This window comes from Nocardioides sp. NPDC006303, from assembly GCF_040613175.1.
Classification (GTDB): domain Bacteria; phylum Actinomycetota; class Actinomycetes; order Propionibacteriales; family Nocardioidaceae; genus Nocardioides.
In genome coordinates this window covers 126,022-145,964 of record NZ_JBEXRR010000008.1, presented here as the reverse complement: position 1 = coordinate 145,964, position 19,943 = coordinate 126,022, and the positions used below count along the sequence as shown (strand labels likewise).

21 protein-coding genes are annotated in these 19,943 nt (G+C 68.8%); 9 read left to right on the top strand and 12 right to left on the bottom strand.

The features are described 5' to 3' along the window. The first annotated feature begins 50 nt into the window (after positions 1 to 50). Positions 51 to 1,529: a DHA2 family efflux MFS transporter permease subunit gene (locus ABZY89_RS09285; RefSeq protein ID WP_355226535.1), complete on the top strand. Its 1,479-nt coding sequence runs from the start codon at positions 51 to 53 to the stop codon at positions 1,527 to 1,529. On the opposite strand, the gene ABZY89_RS09280 is transcribed toward ABZY89_RS09285, so the two are convergent. From ABZY89_RS09280 to fbaA, 4 genes are all read right to left on the bottom strand, one after another. Continuing rightward, positions 1,521 to 2,180: a cache domain-containing protein gene (locus ABZY89_RS09280; protein ID WP_355226533.1), complete on the bottom strand. Its 660-nt coding sequence runs from the start codon at positions 2,178 to 2,180 to the stop codon at positions 1,521 to 1,523. The genes ABZY89_RS09285 and ABZY89_RS09280 overlap by 9 nt on opposite strands. Beyond that, complete coding sequence (locus ABZY89_RS09275) at positions 2,177 to 2,899, bottom strand: GntR family transcriptional regulator (protein WP_355226585.1); 723 nt, start codon at positions 2,897 to 2,899, stop codon at positions 2,177 to 2,179. Before ABZY89_RS09275 ends, ABZY89_RS09280 begins: the two co-directional genes overlap by 4 nt. 429 nt (positions 2,900 to 3,328) lie before the next feature. Further along, positions 3,329 to 5,116 (bottom strand): fibronectin type III domain-containing protein, encoded by a 1,788-nt coding sequence (locus tag ABZY89_RS09270; protein ID WP_355226532.1) that lies wholly within the window; start codon positions 5,114 to 5,116, stop codon positions 3,329 to 3,331. Positions 5,117 to 5,305: 189 nt separating this feature from the next. Continuing rightward, positions 5,306 to 6,397, bottom strand: a complete 1,092-nt coding sequence (gene fbaA / locus ABZY89_RS09265) for a class II fructose-bisphosphate aldolase (RefSeq protein WP_355226530.1) — start codon at positions 6,395 to 6,397, stop codon at positions 5,306 to 5,308. A gap of 93 nt (positions 6,398 to 6,490) precedes the next feature. Between fbaA and ABZY89_RS09260 the strand changes: the two genes are divergently transcribed. From ABZY89_RS09260 to ABZY89_RS09250, 3 genes are all read left to right on the top strand, one after another. Further along, positions 6,491 to 7,618 carry a hypothetical protein gene (locus ABZY89_RS09260; RefSeq protein WP_355226528.1) on the top strand — a complete coding sequence of 376 codons (1,128 nt, stop codon included), beginning with the start codon at positions 6,491 to 6,493 and terminating at the stop codon, positions 7,616 to 7,618. Next, positions 7,618 to 8,109, top strand: coding sequence for a SigE family RNA polymerase sigma factor (locus ABZY89_RS09255; protein ID WP_355226526.1), 492 nt, complete (start codon positions 7,618 to 7,620; stop codon positions 8,107 to 8,109). Before ABZY89_RS09260 ends, ABZY89_RS09255 begins: the two co-directional genes overlap by 1 nt. A gap of 68 nt (positions 8,110 to 8,177) precedes the next feature. Beyond that, entirely contained in the window at positions 8,178 to 8,741 is a 564-nt protein-coding gene (locus tag ABZY89_RS09250; protein ID WP_355226525.1) for a dihydrofolate reductase family protein, read from the top strand. Between the two features lie 136 nt (positions 8,742 to 8,877). On the opposite strand, the gene ABZY89_RS09245 is transcribed toward ABZY89_RS09250, so the two are convergent. After that, complete coding sequence (locus tag ABZY89_RS09245; protein ID WP_355226583.1) at positions 8,878 to 9,516, bottom strand: TrmH family RNA methyltransferase; 639 nt, start codon at positions 9,514 to 9,516, stop codon at positions 8,878 to 8,880. 155 nt (positions 9,517 to 9,671) lie between these two features. Between ABZY89_RS09245 and ABZY89_RS09240 the strand changes: the two genes are divergently transcribed. Then, positions 9,672 to 10,403, top strand: coding sequence for a VTT domain-containing protein (locus tag ABZY89_RS09240; protein ID WP_355226523.1), 732 nt, complete (start codon positions 9,672 to 9,674; stop codon positions 10,401 to 10,403). Here the strand turns inward: ABZY89_RS09240 and ABZY89_RS09235 are convergent. After that, positions 10,400 to 11,566, bottom strand: a complete 1,167-nt coding sequence (locus ABZY89_RS09235) for an aminotransferase class I/II-fold pyridoxal phosphate-dependent enzyme (protein ID WP_355226521.1) — start codon at positions 11,564 to 11,566, stop codon at positions 10,400 to 10,402. The two genes, ABZY89_RS09240 and ABZY89_RS09235, sit on opposite strands and share 4 nt — an antisense overlap. A gap of 19 nt (positions 11,567 to 11,585) precedes the next feature. On the opposite strand from ABZY89_RS09235, the gene pyrE reads away from it, so the two are divergent. Continuing rightward, positions 11,586 to 12,122: an orotate phosphoribosyltransferase gene (gene pyrE / locus ABZY89_RS09230; protein ID WP_350715851.1), complete on the top strand. Its 537-nt coding sequence runs from the start codon at positions 11,586 to 11,588 to the stop codon at positions 12,120 to 12,122. Positions 12,123 to 12,190: 68 nt separating this feature from the next. Beyond that, positions 12,191 to 12,865, top strand: a complete 675-nt coding sequence (locus ABZY89_RS09225) for a DedA family protein (protein WP_355226519.1) — start codon at positions 12,191 to 12,193, stop codon at positions 12,863 to 12,865. A gap of 2 nt (positions 12,866 to 12,867) precedes the next feature. Here the strand turns inward: ABZY89_RS09225 and ABZY89_RS09220 are convergent, their stop codons facing one another. From ABZY89_RS09220 to clpB, 4 genes are all read right to left on the bottom strand, one after another. Further along, positions 12,868 to 13,536, bottom strand: coding sequence for a hypothetical protein (locus ABZY89_RS09220; RefSeq protein WP_355226517.1), 669 nt, complete (start codon positions 13,534 to 13,536; stop codon positions 12,868 to 12,870). A gap of 41 nt (positions 13,537 to 13,577) precedes the next feature. Next, complete coding sequence (locus ABZY89_RS09215) at positions 13,578 to 14,666, bottom strand: hypothetical protein (protein ID WP_355226515.1); 1,089 nt, start codon at positions 14,664 to 14,666, stop codon at positions 13,578 to 13,580. Between the two features lie 61 nt (positions 14,667 to 14,727). Then, positions 14,728 to 15,273, bottom strand: coding sequence for an AAA family ATPase (locus ABZY89_RS09210; RefSeq protein WP_355226513.1), 546 nt, complete (start codon positions 15,271 to 15,273; stop codon positions 14,728 to 14,730). Positions 15,274 to 15,392: 119 nt separating this feature from the next. Then, a complete protein-coding gene (clpB, locus tag ABZY89_RS09205; RefSeq protein WP_355226511.1) occupies positions 15,393 to 17,984 on the bottom strand; it encodes an ATP-dependent chaperone ClpB in 2,592 nt (863 codons plus the stop codon). A gap of 154 nt (positions 17,985 to 18,138) precedes the next feature. Here clpB and ABZY89_RS09200 point away from each other — a divergent pair, with 154 nt between their 5' ends. Beyond that, positions 18,139 to 18,573, top strand: coding sequence for a hypothetical protein (locus ABZY89_RS09200; protein WP_355226509.1), 435 nt, complete (start codon positions 18,139 to 18,141; stop codon positions 18,571 to 18,573). Beyond that, positions 18,561 to 18,779 carry a hypothetical protein gene (locus ABZY89_RS09195; RefSeq protein WP_355226507.1) on the top strand — a complete coding sequence of 73 codons (219 nt, stop codon included), beginning with the start codon at positions 18,561 to 18,563 and terminating at the stop codon, positions 18,777 to 18,779. Before ABZY89_RS09200 ends, ABZY89_RS09195 begins: the two co-directional genes overlap by 13 nt. Positions 18,780 to 18,855: 76 nt before the next feature. Here the strand turns inward: ABZY89_RS09195 and ABZY89_RS09190 are convergent, their stop codons facing one another. Next, entirely contained in the window at positions 18,856 to 19,359 is a 504-nt protein-coding gene (locus tag ABZY89_RS09190) for a hypothetical protein (RefSeq protein ID WP_355226506.1), read from the bottom strand. Beyond that, positions 19,356 to 19,922, bottom strand: a complete 567-nt coding sequence (locus tag ABZY89_RS09185; protein WP_355226504.1) for a hypothetical protein — start codon at positions 19,920 to 19,922, stop codon at positions 19,356 to 19,358. The genes ABZY89_RS09190 and ABZY89_RS09185 overlap by 4 nt, the downstream gene beginning before the upstream one ends. Positions 19,923 to 19,943 lie beyond the last annotated feature (21 nt).

Below are 19,943 nucleotides of genomic sequence, written 5' to 3'. Positions count from 1 at the left end.
CCGGGCAGACCGATCAGGGAGATGTCGGCGCGCGGGTGTTGACTGTGGCCATGACCCAGCCCGTGACGCAGACGACCTCAGCGCAGACGACCGAGCACCCGTGGCGGGCGCTGTTCGCGCTGTGCATCGGCTTCTTCATGCTGTTGGTCGACATGACGATCGTCACCGTCGCGACGCCGGACATCATGGCCGAGCTCGACGCGAGCGCCAACGCGGTGCTGTGGGTGACCAGCGCCTATCTGCTGGCCTACGCCGTGCCGGTCCTGATCATGGGCAGGCTCGGTGACCGCTTCGGGCCCAAGTGGGTCTACATCGCCGGGCTGGCGGTCTTCACGGCCTCGTCGCTGTGGTGCGGGCTCGCCGGCAGCATCGAGTCGCTGGTGGCCGCGCGGGCGGTGCAGGGTCTCGGCGCGGCGATGATGACGCCGCAGACGATGGCGACCATCACCCGGATCTTCCCGGCAGAGCGGCGTGGCTCGGCGATGGCGCTGTGGGGCGCGACGGCGGGCATCGCGACGCTCGTCGGCCCGCTCGCGGGCGGGGCGCTGGTCGCGGTCGGCGGCTGGGAGTGGATCTTCTTCGTCAACGTGCCGATCGGCGTCATCGCGATCGTCCTCAACTGGCTGATGGTCCCCGCGCTTGAGACCCACGCGCACGTCTTCGACTGGCTCGGCGTGGCACTCAGCGGCGTCGGGATGTTCTGCGTGGTCTTCGGCCTGCAGAACGGCGAGCAGCGCGGCTGGGACGCCGTCACCTGGGCGCTCGTCGCCGGCGGCGTCGCGATCATGGCGCTCTTCGTCTGGTGGCAGGCGCGCAACCGCAAAGAGCCGTTGGTGCCGCTGTCCATCTTCACCGACCGCAACTTCTCCGTCTCCAGCCTGGCGATCTCCTGCATGGGCTTCGCGGCCGTCGCGCAGGGCTTCCCGCTGATGCTCTACGCCCAGCTCGTCCGCGGCTACACCGCGCTCGAGGCCTCGATGCTGATGGTCCCGATGGCGCTGGTCTCCCTCCTCGCCGCGCCGCTGGTCGGCCGGCTGAGCGACCGGATGCATCCGCGGCTGCTGACCGGCGTCGCCTTCTTCCTCTGCTCCGTCTCGCTCTTCTGGCTCGCGGTGCCGATGACCGTCGACTCCCAGCTGTGGCAGCTGCTGGTGCCGATGGCCGTCTTCGGCCTCGGCTCAGCCGCCGTGTGGGCGCCCCTCGCGGCAACCGCCACCCGCAACGTGCCGATGCGGCTGGCCGGCGCGGGCGCCGGGGTCTACAACGCCACCCGGCTGGTCGGGTCGGTGATCGGCTCGGCCGCGGTCGCCGTGCTCATCGACCTCCGTCTCAACGCCCACGGCCTGGGCGGATCGCTGGCCGGCGGCCACGAGACCGCGGCGGGCTCCTCGGTCCCGCCCGCCGTGGCTACGGAGTTCGCCGAGGCGATGTCCGAGGTGATGCTGCTGCCGGCGGTCGCGCTGGCGGTCGGCTTCGTGGCGGTGCTCTTCTTCACCACACCGCGTCACATGGTGAAGCCGTCAGCCTAGAGCGACGGAGAGCGGCAGCCCGCGGCACGGGATCATGTCCCGGGCAGTGGTGAGCGGGGCGCCGGTGGCCAGCTGCGGGTCGGCGGAGACGATGGCCTTGCCGTGGCCGTTGACCAGCGTCGCGCCGGCCTCGCGCAGCCCCGGCAGCAGCATCGTCTCGAGCGTCTCGACCAGGGTGTCGGCCCCGGCGACGCCGACCATGCGACCCCCGGCGTAGACCGGCATCGTCGTGGTCATGACGTACTCGTCGGTGCAGACGAAGTCGACGTACGGCCCGACGAGGGTCAGCTCGCCGGTGCGCTCCGGGGAGCGATACCAGGGCTGGCGGGTGTAGTCGATCGCCTCTCCGGTGCCCGGCGCATCGGCGTCACCGAGGAAGTCACGCTCCTCGCCCTGCCACCAGACGAGGTAGAGCCGGCGGTCGCTGAGGACGCCCGGAGCCGCGACGAAGCCACCACCGATGAGGTTGGGGTTGCGCAGGAACTCCAGGGAGCCGGGCTCGAGCCGCTCGCGCAGGGATGCGGTGGTGACCGAGCCGGCCTCGAAGAGGGCGGCGACCTCGTCGCGTACGCGCTCGAGCTCGGTCACGATCGGCCCGAAATGCTGCTCGACCTGAGCCACACAGTCGATGGGAGTCATCGTCTTCGTCATCGTCGCACCGCCTCGTGGATCTCGGCCAAGCGTTCAAGGGAGTGGGCGACGTGCTCGCGTACGCTCTCCCGCGCCCTGACAGCATCTCCTGCTGCGAGGGCTTCGACAAGCTCCTGGTGGCGGGTCGCCGTGGCCTCCCGGAAGCCCGGCTCGTTGAGCGGGATCCGGAGCAGTGCGCCGAAGTCCGCCTCCTGCCGCACCACCTCGCGGGTCATCCGGGCCGACTGGGTCAACGCGGCCACCGACAGGTAGAGCTCGCTGTCGGCGCTGCGCCAGCGGGCCACGTTGCTGACGTTGAGCGGGATCAGCAGGTCGCGCAGGTCCTCGACCTCGTCAGGATCCGTACGCTCCGCCGCGATCTCCGCACAACCGGTGAGCACCACCAGGTAGACCGTGGCCCGGTCGCGCAGCTCGACCCGCGACATCGAGGCGAGCCGGTCCTCGACGAGGTCGCCGCTCTCGGGGGCACGTACGAACGAGCCACCGCCCCGCCCCCGGGTCGTCACCACCAGGCCCTTGGCGCGCAGTGCGACCAACGCCTCCCGTGCGGTGACCGTCGCGACGCCGAGCATCTGGGCCAGCTCCGGCTCGCTGGGGAGCCGCTCGCCGTGTGCGAGCACGCCGGAGCGGATCGCCTCCGCGAGCCGGTTCTCGACGCGCGCTGCCCGGCCTTCGTCGCCGATCGGGGCGAAGATGGCCGCGCGAGCTCGGGAGGTCATCACACGCACACCGAAATCCTAATGTATGGATCTAGATGATTCGCCCGCCAGATCTGTTCGAATCTGTTCGAATGCGCACAGAAAGTTCATGAATTTCGTCTTAACCATCTGGATCCATGGGCGTTTCTATGCCTAACCTGTGCGCACGGCTGACGCACACTGGTGTCGGTCACCCAAGATCGTCGGATGTCCAGGGCTTGTGGGGGGCGCTGGGCATCCGACTCCTTGGTTTTCGGGCGTCTGTGCTGATGAATGCCGACCGAGGTAACTCGGTGAGCGCGCACTTCCCGCGCGGAACTCCACGATGGAAGTGACTGCTGACCGAGTCACCTCGGTGAGCATGAGGGCGGCTCGCGACTGTCTACGGATACGACAAGGGCGGGGAGAGCCTCTCGGCTCTCCCCGCCCCTGTTTCTCGGCGTGTGTCGGCTAGAACACCGCGGCCACGGCGCTGGTCAGCGCGTCACCGATGTTGTCCAGCAGGCCGCCCTCGTCCTCCTCGGCGGGAGCTTCCTCGGTCGCCTCGTCAGCAGGCTCCTCGGTCGTCGGCCGCGCGGCCGGGGACTCCGACTCGCTCGGCGTCGCCTCGGGCTCCGCCGGCTCCTCAGCAGGAGCCTCAGCGGTATCCTCGCCACCCGGGAGGATGTCATCCAGACCCGGCAGCAGCGGCGAGTTCTCCTCGGACGGCTGCTCCTCGGCAGGAGCGTCCTCGGCCGGGGCCTCCGGCGACACCGGCTTGTCGGCCGGAGCGTCGGACTTGTCTTCGCCCGGGGTGTTCGAGCGGAGAGTCGCATTCCCGTCGCCGCCCTGAGGCTGAGCGTCGGGGTCTCGGGCCGGGTCGCTCGGCGCAGACTGGTTGCCATCGCCGTCCTCGGCGGTGACCGTGACAGCCGAGTCCCGACTACTAAGCGGACACGTCACCCGCATGGAGGTGGCGCCCGGTTCCGAGCGCTCCGGAAGACAGAGCAGCCCACCCTGGACGCGCACGATGTAGACGAGCTGGTTCTGAGGTGTCACCCCGTCCTCGTCAGTCGATGGCGACCAGGACACGTCGAAGCCGAGCAGGTCGGAAGCGACCTTGACGTTCTGCGGCACCGTCGGCGCGATCTTCGTGGTCGTACCGGTGGCCTCAGCAGACTGGTCAGACTCGTTGCCCGCACCGTCCACAGCCGTCACGGTGTAGGTGTACTGCTTGCCTGCCTCCAAGCCCGTGTCCTCGTACGAGGTGTCATTGACCGGACCGACCAGCTTGCCGTTGCGGTAGAGGTTGTAGGAGACGTCACCGACGCCGTCCGTGTTGTCCTCGGACTCCGACCAGCTGACGTTCAGCGTGCTGTCGCTCGGGTCACCCGCCTCAACCGTCACGTCCTGGGGAATCTGCGGGGCAGCGACGTCCATGACGCAGTCGATCTCGTTGCTTTCCTCGGACTCGTTGCCAGCCTTGTCGGTCGCAGTGACCGAGAAGGTGTAGGTGAGGCCGGCTTCGAGGCCTGTGAAGGTCGCCGCGGTCTCCTCGGTGCGACCCGGGTTCCCGGCGTCCGGCGACGAGGTCACCGTGTAGTGGGAGATCCCGCTCTTGTCGTGCGCCCTGGACCAGTCGACCTTCGCGGAGGTGTTGGTCAGTACGTCGCACCCGCTAAGAGTGACCGGGTCGGGAGCAGTCTCGTCCTCGGGCTCGCCGGGGCCGGGACCGTCGTCGTCGCAGATCGGCAGGTCGGGAAAGAGTTCGCAGATCGGGTCGGTCGGGTCCGTCGGGTCGGTCGGATCCGTCGGGTCCGTCGGGTCCGTCGGCTCGGTCGGCGGCGGGGTCGGCTCGGGCTCCTGGCACTGGGTCAGGTCCGGGCGGATCTCGCAGATGTCCACACCGGCACCCGGCGGACGAGTGTCCTCACAGGCGCTCGGGTCGAGCTCACAGGTGGGCGTGCTGCCCGACGGGACGTTGCCCGCGGGGATGAAGGTCACACCGGTGTTCGCAGCCGGGACGATGTCGTCGTCGACGACCTCCGGCTCGTCGGAGTCCTTCTCCGACGGCTTGTCGTCGGGCTCGAGGGTGTCCGGGTCACTGGGGAGCGAAGACTCCCCGGTGGTCGGATCCTCTTTCGGCGAGCTCTGTGGATCGCTGTTTACGGTGCACGAGAACAAGACGAGCAGCAGGATCAGAATGATCGCGCCTATGACGATTCCGCCGATTGTGCGGTTTCGCGCAGTGGTTTCCATACCGAGGATGTCCCTCCCAAGATCAACGCCGAAGGGACGGTTCGACCTTGTTACCCGAGGGTCGCCGTCCAGCTAGGGCATTGAATCGCTTTACCAATGACCGGCACAACGACATAAGCCCGAGTTTGCTATGCCGTGTGCCACAACGTTTTCCGAACCGGGACCATTGGCCCATCCCCGGCGTGTCGCTCAGCCGATGGAATTGCCCGCAGAACCGAGATGCTGGGCACCCTCGACGACCCGAGTGGCCATGTTGGCCTCAGCGAGCTTGCCCCACGCGCGAGGATCGTACTGCTTCTTGTTTCCGACCTCGCCGTCGACCTTCAGAACGCCGTCGTAGTTGGCGAGCATGTGGCCGGCGACCGCGCGGGTGTAGGCGTACTGGGTGTCGGTGTCGATGTTCATCTTGACCACGCCGTAGGAGACCGCCTCGGCGATCTCCTCGGCGCTCGAGCCGGAGCCGCCGTGGAAGACGAGATCGAACGGCTTGGCACCGGTCGGGAGGCCGAGCTTGGCGACGACGGCGTCCTGAGCGCCACGGAGGATCGAGGGACGGAGCTTGACGTTGCCCGGCTTGTAGACGCCGTGCACGTTGCCGAAGGTGAGCGCGGTCAGGTAGCCCTCGACGCCCAGCGCGTCGGCGGTCGCGATGGCGTCCTCGGGGGTCGAGTAGAGCTTGTCGTCGATCGCTCCGACGATGCCGTCCTCCTCGCCACCGACGACGCCGACCTCGATCTCGAGCACGATGCGGGCGGCCTTGGCCTTTGCCAGCAGCTCCTCGGCGATCTGCAGGTTCTCGGCCAGCGGCACCGCGGACCCGTCCCACATGTGGCTCTGGAACAGCGGCGCCTCGCCGCGCTGGACGCGCTCGGCGGAGAGCTCGAGGAGGGGACGTACGAAGCCGTCGAGCTTGTCCTTGGGGCAGTGGTCGGTGTGGAGCGCGATGTTGACGTCGTAGGACTTGGCGACCTCGGTCGCGTACGCGGCGAAGGCCACCGAGCCGGTCACCATGTTCTTGACCGTGGGGCCGGAGAGGTACTCCGCGCCGCCCGTGGAGATCTGGATGATGCCGTCCGAGCCAGCCTCCGCGAAGCCGGCCAGCGCCGCGTTGAGCGTCTGCGACGAGGAGACGTTGATCGCAGGGAAGGCGAAACCCTTCTCCTTCGCGGTCGCGAGCATCTCGGCGTACTTCTCGGGGGTGGCGATGGGCATCTGGAGGTTCTCCTTGAGATCCGTTGTCGACCGGTGCGCTGGTGGCCAGCGTAATGCGCCCCCGACCACCCGTTGCCAACGCTCGGAGTTGGATCGATCAAGCAGGACAACCGATCTGCCGCGAGATCCGTATCCACAGGTGAGACTGATCTTGGAGGCAACATGGACTGGCAGGAAACCCTGGAACGGGCGATCCCCCAACCCCCGCCCGCGCACCCCGACCCGGCCGCGCTGCTGGCCGACGGGAAGAAGCTCGTACGCCGCCGGCGGCTCGCCGTGGTCGCCGGCACCGCCGCCGCGGTCGCCGCGGTGGTCGGGATCGGCGCGATCGTCGTTCCCTCGCGCGACAGCGCCACCCCGAACCCGCCGATCGCGACCCAGTCGACGGCCGAGGACGAATGGCCGCCCGAGGCCGACATCCCGTTGAGCGACCTCGCGCCCGTCGCGTACGACCACGGCACCGGCGAGGTGACCCTCTATCGAGGCTGGAAGGAGACCGACCAGGTCGGTCCGCTCGATTCCGGGAACGCGCTGGCGGTCGCGGCGACCAAGGGCAACAGAACCGTCTACGTGCACTTCATGAACCCGACCGAGATCGCCTACACCGATGCCTCCCGCACGAGCGCGACGAGCCTCCGCGCCTGGGTCGACGACGTGCGAGCCCATCACCTGAGTGCCACCTGGAACGCAGGTGGGAAGCTCCGCGTGAAGCAGAACGGCTGGGAGATCGTCCGCGAGATTCCCAACCCGCTCGGCTACGCAGCACCCTGGGACTCGGTCGGTGCAGTCGTCGAGCGCGAGGGCGTCGAGCAGTGGATCCTCTACAGCGGCAACCGTCCGAAAGATGGCGGTGAGTCGAGCGGGCTGGACGCGGTCTATGCCATTCCCGGCCAGACCATCGAGGAATGGCTGGCCGTCCAGGTCGCGACAGACCGCAAGGACTACCGTCCCGGCAACGTCGATTTCAGCATCGAACCGACAGAGGCGGTCGAGTTCGGATCAGGCTCCGAGGTCGTCTCCAGCGAGGACCGGGTCAAGATCGTCGAGCAGGTCGCCGACCCGGACATCGGTCACTCGTTCGCCACGGGGACATCGCGAACCGCGGCCGCGCGGATCACGGTCGGCAGCAAGGAGCGATACGTGCTGGTCCGCGAGAAGGACGGCGTCACGCAGGCCTACTCCTTCTCCGTGCTCCCGGCGCCGCGAGCAGAGGACCGCAGACCGCTCACCCTCGACGAGTTCGCGGAAATGGTCGACCGTCGCATGACTCCCGGATCGGGGCTGTGGTGATGAGCGCGCACGACGAGGCCTTCACCGCGTTCGTCGCGGCCAGGCGGCCGCACCTCGTGCGGGTGGCGTACGCGCTGTGCGGCGACTGGCACCGGGCGGACGACCTGGTGCAGACGTCGCTGCTGAAGCTGTACGCCTCGTGGCGGCGGGTGGAGGCGGGGTCGGAGGAGGCGTACGTCCGGACGATCCTGGTCCGCGCCCACATCGACCAGACCCGGCGGCCGTGGTGGAAGCGGGAACGCTCGGGCGACATCCCAGAGCGGCCCATGCCCGCCGCGCGGTTCGAGGAGCGGTCCGAGCTGTTCGCGGCGCTCCAGGCGCTGCCGGAGATGCAGCGCAAGGTGGTCGTCCTGCGCCACTGGCTGCAGCTGTCGGTCGCCGAGACCGCGCGCGAGCTGCGGATCAGCGAGGGCACGGTCAAGAGCCACTCCTCGCGCGGCCTCACCGCGCTGCGTACCTGCCTGGAGACGGGGGACTCCTCCAGGGCCTGACCGACCAGCAGGAGACAGAGCAAGAACGGTCGGGCGGGCATGCCCCTGACGCGCCTAGCGTCAGGGGCATGCCCAAGGTCACCTACTTCACCGCAACGTCGTTGGACGGCTACATCGCCGACGAGAACAGCTCGCTGGACTGGCTCTTCGAGACACCGCACGGCGACGACGAGAGTTCCTGGGAGCGGCTGATGGCGGAGTCGGCAGCGCTCGTGATGGGCGGTACGACGTACCGCTGGATGATCGACCACGATCCGGAGATGCTGACCGGGCCCGAGAAGTGGCGCGAGTACTACGACGAGCGGCCGGTGTGGGTCTTCACGCACGCGACCGACCTGCCGGAGGTCCAGGGCACGCAGGTGCGCGTCGTGCAGGGCGACGTGAAGCCCGTCTACGACGAGATCGCGGCCACCGTCGACGGCGGGATCTGGCTCGTGGGCGGTGGGGACCTGGTCGGCCAGTTCGACGACGCCGGTCTGCTCGACGAGGTCGTCGCCGGGATCTGCCCGGTCACCCTCGGCGCCGGAGCGCCACTGCTCCCCCGCCGCATCACCAGCAAGCGGATGAGCGTCATCGATGTCCTGCAGACCGGCGAGCAGGTGCAGATCCGCTACCGGATCGCGAGGCCCTGAGAGAGCCCCCGCTGCCGCCCGGCCCCGAGGCCACGCACCCACGAAAGTGGGGCACATCCGGGCGACCCGGGAGTTAACTTTAGCGGATCCACTTCTCGCGGGTGACACCGGGTCGTAACCGGGTTACAACCCACCGTCAGCCGCGCCAGGCCTGCTCTGACGAGAGGTCGGCGTGCTGGACGACCCAGGAGTGCATCGCGATCGCCGCCGCAGCGGAGGCGTTGATCGACCGCGTCGAGCCGAACTGGGCGATCGAGAAGGTGCCGTCGACGCTCTCGCGGGCCTGCTCGGAGAGCCCGGGGCCCTCCTGCCCGAACAGGAAGCAGACCGACTTCGGCAGCTCCATGGTCTCCAGGTGGAGAGAGCCGGGCAGGTTGTCGATGCCGAGGAGGCGTACGTCTCGTTCATGGAGGTACGCCGCGAGCGCGGGCACGTCCGGGTGGTGATGGACGTGCTGGTAGCGGTCGGTGACCATCGCGCCGCGGCGGTTCCAGCGGCGGTTGCCGACGATGTGCACCTCGGCGGCCAGGAAGGCGTTGGCGGTGCGGACGATGGTGCCGATGTTGAAGTCGTGCTGCCAGTTCTCGATGGCGACGTGGAAGCCGTGGCGGCGCCGGTCGAGGTCGGCGACGATCGCTTCGAGCGTCCAGTAGCGGTAACGGTCGACCACGTTGCGGCGGTCGCCGTTGGTCAGCAGCTCCGGATCCCAGTGCTCTCCCTCGGGCCATTCACCTGGCCACGGGCCCAGTCCGACCTCCGGCTGCCCGTGGGGCATCGGGTCGTAGGGCGCTCTGGAATCAGCCTCGGACGGTCGTGTCTCGTTCATCGACGAGTCAGAATATTCGACAACAAGAGTTGTTACCTATGGGTACCGTAGGGGCCGTGACAGGTGCGGGGAATTTTGCGCCGATGTTGGCCGGTTTGGAATGGATGAGTCCGGACTTTCTGCTGGCCACTTTCGGCGAGCCGCTCTTCTGGATCAGCCTGATCATCATCTTCATCGAGTGCGGCCTCTTCTTCCCGTTCCTCCCCGGCGACAGCCTGCTGATCGCGCTCGGAATCTTCATCGCGACCGGCAAGATCGACATCTTTCCCGGGCCACCCGGCGTCGAGATCGTCATCGCGATGCTCTTCTTCGTCGCCGCGGCATTCGCCGGCAACGTGACCGGCTATGAGATCGGCCGAAAGATCGGTCCGCGGCTCTATGAACGCGACGGCCGGTTCATCAAAAAGAGGCATTTCGACCAGACCCGTGAGTTCTTCGACAAGCACGGCAACAAGGCGCTGGTGATCGGCCGGTTCATCGCCTTCGTACGCACCTATGTCACCGTCGTCGCCGGAGTCACCCACATGGACCGGCGACGGTTCTACCTCTGGAGCCTCGTCGGCGGCGTGCTGTGGGTGCTCGCGGTGACGTTGTTCGGCTTCTTCGTCGGATCCCGCTGGCCCTGGCTGGCCGACAACATCGACTACCTGATCCTGCTGCTCTTCGCGCTCGCGTTCCTGCCCGCGATGGTGGAGTGGTGGCGCCGGCGGCGTACGGCCTCGCGGCTGGCCACGGACCTCGACCACGACGGTCACGCAGACCGCGACATCCTGGGGATGGCCGTGCCGCCGCGCACGCCGGCCGACGACGACGCCGAGACCCGGGCCGACCGCTAACGCGCCAGGCGCGCTCGGGCGAGCCGCTCCAGGGCTTCCTCGATCACCTCGCGCTGCTTGGTGAAGGTCCACCGGACCAGCTGCTTGCCGGCGTCCGTGTCGTAGAACCCCTGCAGCGGGATGGCCACCACACCGGCCCGCTCGGGCAGCGCGCGGCAGAACTCCAGCCCGTCGTTCCAGCCGAGGTCGGTGATGTCGGAGACGGCGAAGTAGGTGCCCTCCGGGATCGTCACGTCCAGGCCGATCTGCTTCAGCCCGTCGCAGAGCAGGTCGCGCCGCCCCTGCAGATCCAGGGCGAGCTCCTTGGGCCAGTGGTCGAGGTGCTCGAGCGCGTACGCAGCAGCCGGCTGCAGTGGGGCACCGGACGTGAACGTCAGCCACTGCTTGGCGCCCAGCAGCGCCTGGACCAGGTGCTCGGGGCCGGCCGCCCAGCCCACCTTCCAGCCGGTGAAGGAGTAGGACTTGCCGATGCTCGACAGGGTCAGGGTGCGCTCGCGCATCCCGGGGAGCGTGGCGATCGGGATGTGCTCGACGCCGTCGAAGGTCAGGTGCTCGTAGACCTCGTCGGAGACCACCATCAGGTCGTGCTCGACGGCGAACGCGGCGACAGTCTCCAGCTCCTCACGGGTGAGCACCGTGCCGGTCGGGTTGTGCGGGGAGTTGAGCAGCAGCACCTTCGTCTTCGAGGAGACAGCGGCCTCCAGCGCCTCGCGCGGCAGTCTGCCGCCCGCCGCGGACGCGTCCAGGCTCAACGTCACCGGGCGGCGTACACCGCCTGCGAACTGCACCATGGCCGGGTAGCTGTCGTAGTAGGGCTCGACGAGGATCACCTCGTCGCCCGGGTCGACCAGGGCCAGGATCGCCGCCGCGATGCCCTCGGTGGCGCCGGTGGTGACCGCGACCTCGCGCGCCGGGTCGAAGGTCAGGCCGTAGTGGCGTTCCTGGTGGGCCGCGACCGCCTCGCGCAGCGCCGGGATGCCGGGGCCCGGGGCGTACTGGTTCCGCCCGCCCTCCAATGCAGCGACGGCTTCCTTGATGATCTCGTCGGGGCCGTCCACGTCAGGGAAGCCCTGGCCGAGGTTGACCGCACCCGTGGCGGCGGCCAGGGCGGACATCTCGGAGAAGATCGTCGGCGGGATGCCGTGGAGTCGTCGCGCAGTCATACGACTTAGGCTAGGTGCCGTGACCACGGACCAGACCCTTGCTGCCGACATCGACGCCACCTGCCGCCTGCACGGGGAGTTCACGCTCCGCTCGGGGCAGGTCAGCGACACGTACTTCGACAAGTACCTCTTCGAGGCGAACCCGGCTCTGCTGGACCGCGTCGCAGCACGGATGGTCGAGCTGCTGCCGGAGGGGACCGAGCTGCTCGGCGGCCTCGAGCTCGGCGGCATCCCGATCGTGACCATGGTGTCGGCCAAGACCGGCATCCCGGCGATCTTCATCCGGAAGAAGGCCAAGGAGTACGGCACCGCCAAGCTCGCCGAGGGTCCGTCCTTCGAGGGCAAGCGTGTGACCCTGATCGAGGACGTGATCACCTCCGGTGGTGCCGTACGCGACGCCGTCAACGCGCTCCGTCCGCTTGGTGCGGTCGTGGACACTGTGGTGTGTGCGATCGACCGGTCGCCCGAGCCCGGCGAGTCCCTGCGTGACGTCGAGCTGGAGATCCGGTCGGTCCTGACCCGGGCCGACCTGGACGCGGTCAACGCGGCCTCCTAGGGGATCCACAACTCGGGTCGCTAGGCTTCGGCCGCCCCGGCCCACCCACACACTTCGAAGAGAGCATCATGATCCTCACCGCCACCCAGCCCGAGGAGCTCACCGGCGTCGCCGGCTGGGCGGTCGACCTGATGGACAAGCTCGGCCCGGTGGGTGCGGGGCTCGGCATCGCGCTGGAGAACCTCTTCCCGCCGCTGCCCTCGGAGATCATCCTGCCGCTGGCCGGGTTCACCGCCGCGCAGGGCCGCTTCACGATCGCCGAGGCGCTGATCTGGACCACGCTCGGCTCGGTCGTCGGCGCGCTCGTGCTCTACCTGATCGGTGCCGCCATCGGCCGTGAGCGGGTCTACTGGATCGGCGAGAAGCTGCCGCTGGTCAAGACCTCCGACCTGGAGAAGACCGAGGCGTTCTTCGAGAAGTACGGCGCCTGGACGGTCTTCTTCGGCCGGTTCATCCCGATCTTCCGGTCGCTGATCTCGGTGCCCGCCGGGGTCACCCGGATGCCGATCTGGAAGTTCCTGCTCCTCACCACCGTCGGCTCGGCGATCTGGAACACCATCTTCGTCGTCGCCGGCTACCAGCTGGGCGACAACTGGGAGAAGGTCGAGCCGATCGTCGGCCGCTTCCAGAACGTCGTCATCGTGGTCGTCGCCGTCGCCGTCGTGGCCTGGATCGGCGTGCGCATCTACAAGATCGTCCGGGGATCCGACAACGGGGCCAAGGACGACTCGCTCGTCTCCTAGGTCTAGAACTGCTGGTGGGTCGGCGGTGTCATACCCGGCCCCGCCGGCGGCTGCCAGGGGTCGGCGGGCTTCCTCCGGGCGAACCAGTTGCCTGCCCTGCCGACGTACAGCATCAGCAGCGCGGCGATGATCAGCGCGGGATAGAGCACCACGAAGAGCGAGAGCAGCGCGGCGACCGAGCCGACCACGGTGAGCAGGATCCGGGCCACCTTGGAGCGGAACAGCACCATGATCCCGAGCGGGATGGCGATCAGGCTGAGTACGCCGCAGACGGCGAACCAGATGATCATCGCCAGCGTCACGCCCTTGTCCGAGGACGTCGGATCGTTGTAGTCGGCGATCCCCGCGGGCACCATGAACACCGAGATCAGCAGCGCGATCACCGACCCCACGATCGTCATGACCGACGCCCCGACCACCGTCCCCGGGCGGGTGTCGGGATCGGGCTGCGGATAGTGAGGGCGAAGGTAGGCCGGGGGCTGCTGACCCATCGCGTACTGGCCGTAGGCCGGGGGCGCCTGGCCCCATCCCTGGGGCTGCTGCGGCTGTGTCGGCTGCGGGGCGGCGTACGGCTGGGGTGTGGCGTACGGCGTCGGGGGCGGCGGCTCCTGCCCCTCGAACGGCGGCTTGCCGCCGTAGGGGTTGTCGAAGGAGCCGAACTGATCTGACATGTCGCGGAGCCTATCCGGCCCGCAGGGTCAGACGCGCTGCTTTACTGCCGCGGGCCTTCGCTTCGGCCACGGAACCAGGCCGCGACCTCGGGTCGCAGCAGGAACGAGAAGGTCGCGACCGCGGCGCCGAAGAGGACCACCGCCGGCGGGAAGGCGAGAGCGAAGAGGAGCAGCGAGAGCGCCGAGACGCCTGCGGAGATCATCAGCGCGACCCGGGCCCAGGAGTGGCGGCGGATCGCGAAGGCCGCGAACACGGCGGCGGCGACGCAGACGAGCGCGATCAGCACGGCCATGATCCAGACGGAGGCCACGATGATGTCGGTGGTGTAGAGGCTCGCCACCTCCCGCATGTTGGGGTCGCTCTCCGCCTGCTTGCGGACCTGCTCGAGGATCAGGTCGGGGTTGGCGGTCGCCGTCACCGCCGAGGCGAGCATCATCAGCGCGGTCAGCCCGGAGCCGATCCAGGTGAGCACCGCCGCCGCCGTCACGGCGCCCGGGCGGCGCTTGGGCGCTGCCTTGGTGGGCTGGGCGATCGCACCGGTCCACGGCGGCGGCTGCTGCTGTGAGAGCCGAGCCGGTCCGGGGGTCGAGCCGGTCGGGGTGGTCGAAGCAGCCGAAGCTGTCGGGGTCTCCGGCGGAGCCGGCGCGATGTACGACTCCTGGTCGGGGTCGCCGCTGTCGAGCGCCTCCCGCTTCGTCGGCGAGACGCCGTCGAACCAGTCGCGGGTGGGCGACATCCACAGGAGTACGACAGCCACCGCGGACAGCGTGGACCAGAACCCTCCGCCGAACATCCCGGCGAAGAAGAGCGGCGCCGCGATCACCGTGAGCGCGAGCCTGGCCTGCTTGTTCCGCTGCAGCACGTGCCAGCCGAGGATGACCGCCGCTGCCGCCATGGCGCCGGTGACCAGCGCCATCACGTGCATGAGGTCGAGGATGTTGTCGAGGCCGATCCCCGAGCCGGCCAGCGGCGGCTCGGCCAGCACCTCCTCCACCCGCTCCCGGGTGTCCAGGCTGCGCAGCCCGGAGATCTGGTCCCAGGCCGTCACCACGGTGAGCAGTGAGCCGAGCACGATGAGCCACCCGGCGAGGGTGGCCTGACCGGGGCGGGGAAGCTTCGTTTCAGACATGTCGGGAGTCATTTTCTCATCCCTGACAACCCCACCCGCCGAGAGGGCGGCTACGTCGGGCCTATTCGGCGCGGAGGCGGTCGAAGACCTTGGGTGCGGTGAGAGCGGGAAGGGCCTCGGCGATCTCCTTCGCGCACGCTGCCGGGGTCGCGCTGGTGGAGTCGACGCGGAGGTCGTACGCGTGTGAGTAGACCAAGGTCTGCGACCGGGCCAGGCCGGCAGGACGGTCGCCGCGGGCGGCCTCCCGGCGTTCGAGCTCCTCCGGCGAGCACCAGACCTCGACGAGGGTGACGTCGTAGCCGTCGAGCACCGCGAGAAGATCCTCGAGCCGCCACGTCTCGCTCAGCGGGTAGTCCATGATCACGTCGTTGCCGACCGAGGCCAGGGCCGCGACCGCGCGGTGGTAACCCAGCCTGGTCCGCCGCAGCATCTCGGCGATCTCGGCGTCATCGAGCTCCCGCGTGTGCACCGTCGACCGCATCCCGCTGATCCCGTCGACCGGCACCAGGAACCACGGGTCCTCGAACAGCGGCAGCAGCTCCTGCCCGATGCTGCTCTTGCCCGAGCTCGACGCCCCGTTCAAGAGGATGACCCGACCTCTCCGCATGCAAGGAGGCTACTGGCCGCCCGATCGCCGAGAATGTAGTTGTGGGCGACGAAACTAGAGTTTCGCCGCCCACAACAACGGTTTCGGCCGCCAGAACTACGGTTTCGGCCGGTGACGGGTCAGGGCTTCAGGGTGAGACCGTCGCCGTCTCGGTCGACGGTGACCTGGCCGCCGTCGGACACCTCCCCGCCGATGAGCATCCGCGCCAGCGGGTCGCCGATGGCGGACTGGATGAGGCGGCGGAGCGGTCGGGCGCCGTACGCCGGGTCGTAGCCGGTCTCGGCCAGCCACTCCCGAGCCTCGGGGGTGACGGAGATCGAGATGCGGCGGGCGGCCAGACGCTTCTCGAGCAGACCGAGCTGGATGTCGACGATCTTGGTGAGGTCGGCGAGCGAGAGGGCGTCGAACATGACGACCTCGTCGAGGCGGTTGAGGAACTCGGGCTTGAACGACGCCCGGACCACCGCCATGACCGACTCGCGCTTCTCGTGCTCGTCCATGACCGGGTCGACCAGGAAGGCCGAGCCGAGGTTGGAGGTGAGGATGAGGAGCGTGTTGCGGAAGTCGACCGTGCGGCCCTGACCGTCGGTCAGCCGCCCGTCGTCGAGCACCTGCAGCAGGATGTCGAAGACCTCGGGGTGAGCCTTCTCGACCTCGTCGAGCAGCACCACCGAGTAGGGGCGGCGGCGCACCGCCTCGGTCAGCTGTCCACCCTCGTCGTAGCCGACGTAGCCCGGAGGCGCTCCGACCAGCCGGGCGACCGAGTGCTTCTCGGAGTACTCGGACATGTCGATGCGTACGATCGCGCGCTCGTCATCGAAGAGGAAGTCGGCGAGCGACTTGGCGAGCTCGGTCTTACCGGTGCCGGTCGGGCCCAGGAAGAGGAACGAGCCGGTGGGGCGGTTGGGGTCGGCGATCCCGGCACGCGAGCGGCGGACCGCGTCGGCCACCGCGGTGACCGCGGACTTCTGCCCGATCAGCCGGCGACCGATCTCGGTCTCCATCTCGAGCAGCTTGGCCTGCTCGCCCTGGAGCATCTTGCCGGTCGGGATGCCGGTCCACGCCTCGACGACCTCGGCGATCTGCTGGGCGGCGACCTCCTCGCCGACCAGCCGGTCGGTGACGTTGTCCTCGTCCTCTGCCTCGGCGGCTTCGGCGATCTGCCGCTCCAGCTCCGGGATGCGGCCGTAGAGGATCTCCGAGGCCTCCCCCAGCGAACCCTCTCGCTGGAGCCGCTCGGCCTCGCTGCGCAGCGCGTCGAGCTGCTTGCGCAGGGCACCCTCACCCTCGAGAGAGGCCTTCTCCTGCTCCCAGCGCGCCTCCAGCCCGCGCAGCTCCTCCTCCTTGTCGGCGAGCTCCTTGCGCAGCGCCGCATGACGCTCGAGCGAGGCGTCGTCGGACTCCTTGGAGAGCGCGAACTCCTCCATCTTCAGCCGGTCGACGGCGCGGCGGAGCTGGTCGATCTCCTCGGGAGACGACTCGATCTCCATCCGCAGCCGGGAGGCGGCCTCGTCGATGAGGTCGATCGCCTTGTCGGGCAGCTGCCGGCCGGTGATGTAGCGGTCGGACAGGGTCGCGGCGGCCACCAGCGCGGCGTCGGTGATGCGGACACCGTGGTGCGCCTCGTACTTCTCCTGGATGCCGCGCAGGATCTGCACGGTGTCCTCGACCGACGGCTCGCCGACGAAGACCTGCTGGAAGCGGCGCTCCAGGGCCGGGTCCTTCTCGATGCGCTCGCGGTATTCGTCGAGCGTGGTCGCACCGATCATGTGCAGCTCACCGCGCGCGAGCATCGGCTTGAGCATGTTGCCGGCGTCCATCGCGGAGTCGCCGCCGGCGCCCGCGCCGACGACGGTGTGGAGCTCGTCGATGAAGGTGATGACCTGCCCCTCGGCGGCCTTGATCTCCTCCAGGACGGCCTTGAGCCGCTCCTCGAACTGGCCGCGGTACTGCGCACCGGCGACCATCGCCGCCAGGTCGAGCGAGAGGAGACGGCGACCCTTCAGCGAGTCGGGTACGTCCCCGGCGATGATCCGCTGGGCGAGCCCCTCGACGACGGCCGTCTTGCCGACGCCGGGCTCGCCGATGAGGACCGGGTTGTTCTTCGTACGCCGCGACAGCACCTGGATGACCCGGCGGATCTCGGAGTCACGGCCGATGACCGGGTCGAGCTTGCCGCGCTCGGCGGCCTCGGTGAGGTCCTGGGAGTACTTCTCGAGCGCCTCGTAGGAGTCCTCGGCGTCCTGGCTTGTCACCCGGCGGTTGCCGCGGACCGCCTTCAGCGTCTCGCGCAGCCCCTTCTCGGTGAGCCCGGCCTTCTTGAGCACCTTCTGCGCCGACGACTCGACCGTGGCCAGCGAGATCAGCAGGTGCTCGGTGGCGGCGTAGTCGTCCTTCAGGGACGTGGCCAGGGTGATCGCGCCGGCCAGGACACGGGTCAGCCCACCCGAGGCAGCGGGCTGCTGCACCGAGGAACCGCTGGCGCGCGGGAGCCCGGCGAGATCGGCGGCCGCCGCTCGCGACAGCTCCTCGGCGTCCACACCGGACTTGGTGACCATCGACGTCGCGGTGCCCTCGTCCTGCTGCAGCAGCGCGGCCAGCAGGTGGATCGGTTCGGTCGTGGTGTTGCCCGCCGTCGTGGCGGCAAGCTGCGCGGCCTCGATCGCCTCGCGAGCCTTGGTGGTGAACTTGTCTGCCGAAAACTGGCTCATCTGTGTCTGCTCTCCTCCTGGGGACGCACCTGAGTCTGCCGCGAGTGCCTGTCACCCGCATCTATCTCAACACAACCAAAGTTGAGTCTGTTCCACTCAACTTTGACTTTTATATATTGCGGCGGCGGACCAAACGATCGGGCACACTCCTCCCGTGGACTCCCGAGGCGCGGTACGCGAGCAGCTCGCCGCGCGGCAGCGCGAGGTCCTCGACGACCTGCTGGCGGGACGTACGCCGCCGGGGTTCGACGCCGCCGGGACGACCGCGACGACGCGGGTGCTCCACCACAAGCGCTCCTCGGCCGCCGAGCACGCGGCCCCCGAGCTCGACCTGCTCCCGGACTGGCGCGACCGCTTCCATGCCTGGGCCGCGCAGCATCCGCAGCAGGGCTGCGCCCACGATGACGTACGCGACTTCCTGACCACCATCGGCGCCGACTGGCTCCGCCTGCACGAGGTCTACGAGGGCCGGCGTCGGTTGGCGCTCACCCGGATCGGCGGGCGCCGGGTGCTCACCATCGGTCTCGGCTCGCAGATCTGGCACCTCACCCACCGCACCTGGAAACGGAGCTTCACGTGGAAATCCTGATCATCCTCGGGGTCCTCGGCCTGGTCATCTATCTACTGATCGAGCCCGCGCTCAAGGGTCGCAACCGCCGCCGAGGTCCCCGCAGGCGCGGCGGCGGCAGCTCGAGCTCGGGTGGCTCCACCTACGACTCCGGCGACAACCACACCAGCTCGTGCAGCAGCTCCTCCTGCGGCTCGAGCTGCGGCGGTGGAGGCGGCGGCGACTGACCCGCTCCCCGCCGAGTCGGCTCATCCTGACCAAGATCCGCGTCGAGTCGGCTCGTCATAACGAGCCGACTCGGCATCAGAAGAGGTCCAGGGCGGTGACCTTCCACTGGCCGTCGACCTTGGCGGCCTCGACGGCGATCTGGGCGGCGGAGATGGACGACTCCTTGTCGGTGGAGCGCTGGGAGGCCTGGTCGAGGAAGACCAGGAGCTCGGCGGAGTCGGCGTCGAGGGACTTGACCGCGGCGACCTGGACCTCGGCGCTGAGCACGAGCTTCTGACCGGGGGCCTTCTCCTGGAGCTGCTTGAAGAGGAGGTCGTACTCCTTGCGGGCGTCACCGGCGAGGAACTCATCGGCCGCAGCAGCGGTCGGCGAAGGGTCGGAGAAGTCGTAGGAGAAGACCTGGAGCAGGCCGGTGGAGACGGCCGACTGCACCTCGGTGGTCGCCTCGGCGTCGACGACGGCGCGGTTGCCGACGTGGTCGGTCTTCCGTTCCCGGTCGGCCTGCCAGAAAGCTCCCAGGCCCAGGATCAGGGCGAGCGCGGCGAGGAACGGTGCCCAACGGCGTACGAGAAGACTCATGACATGTTCACCGCTACCTGCTCGAGGCTCTCCAGGAGCCAGTCGTCGCCGACCTTGACCAGGTCGGCCGCGAACCTGTTGCGCTTGACCGTCGGCTCGGCGTCCTCACCAGAAGCAGAGCCGTCGCGGACCGTGATCTCGACCGCCGCGATCACGGTCGCGCTGTCGTCATCGAGCTCGGTCACGGCGGCTTCCATCACCGAGCCGGTCGAGATCTTCTCCTGCTCGGCGAGGACCTTGCGGTCCTCATCCGAGACGCTGGTCAGCTGGTCGTGCAGGGTTCCGGTGGTGACCGCGGCCCACCCCTTCAGCCCTTCGTCCACCTTCCGGTAGTCGAGCGAGTTGAGGGTCTCGATGTGGCTGGTCGCGACGATCATCACCCGGTCGCGCAGGGCGGCCTCGTCGACCATCTCCTGGTCGTGGCCGGTCGCACGCCACCAGGTCAGCGCGCCCGCGATCAGCACACACAGCGCCACCAGCGGGAGGGCCCAGGTGAGCACCCGGTCGCGCTTGGACGGCGGGGTCTCGACAAGCTCGACTACCGACGCCTTCTGTTCGACCACCGAAGCCTCCGTACTTCTCTC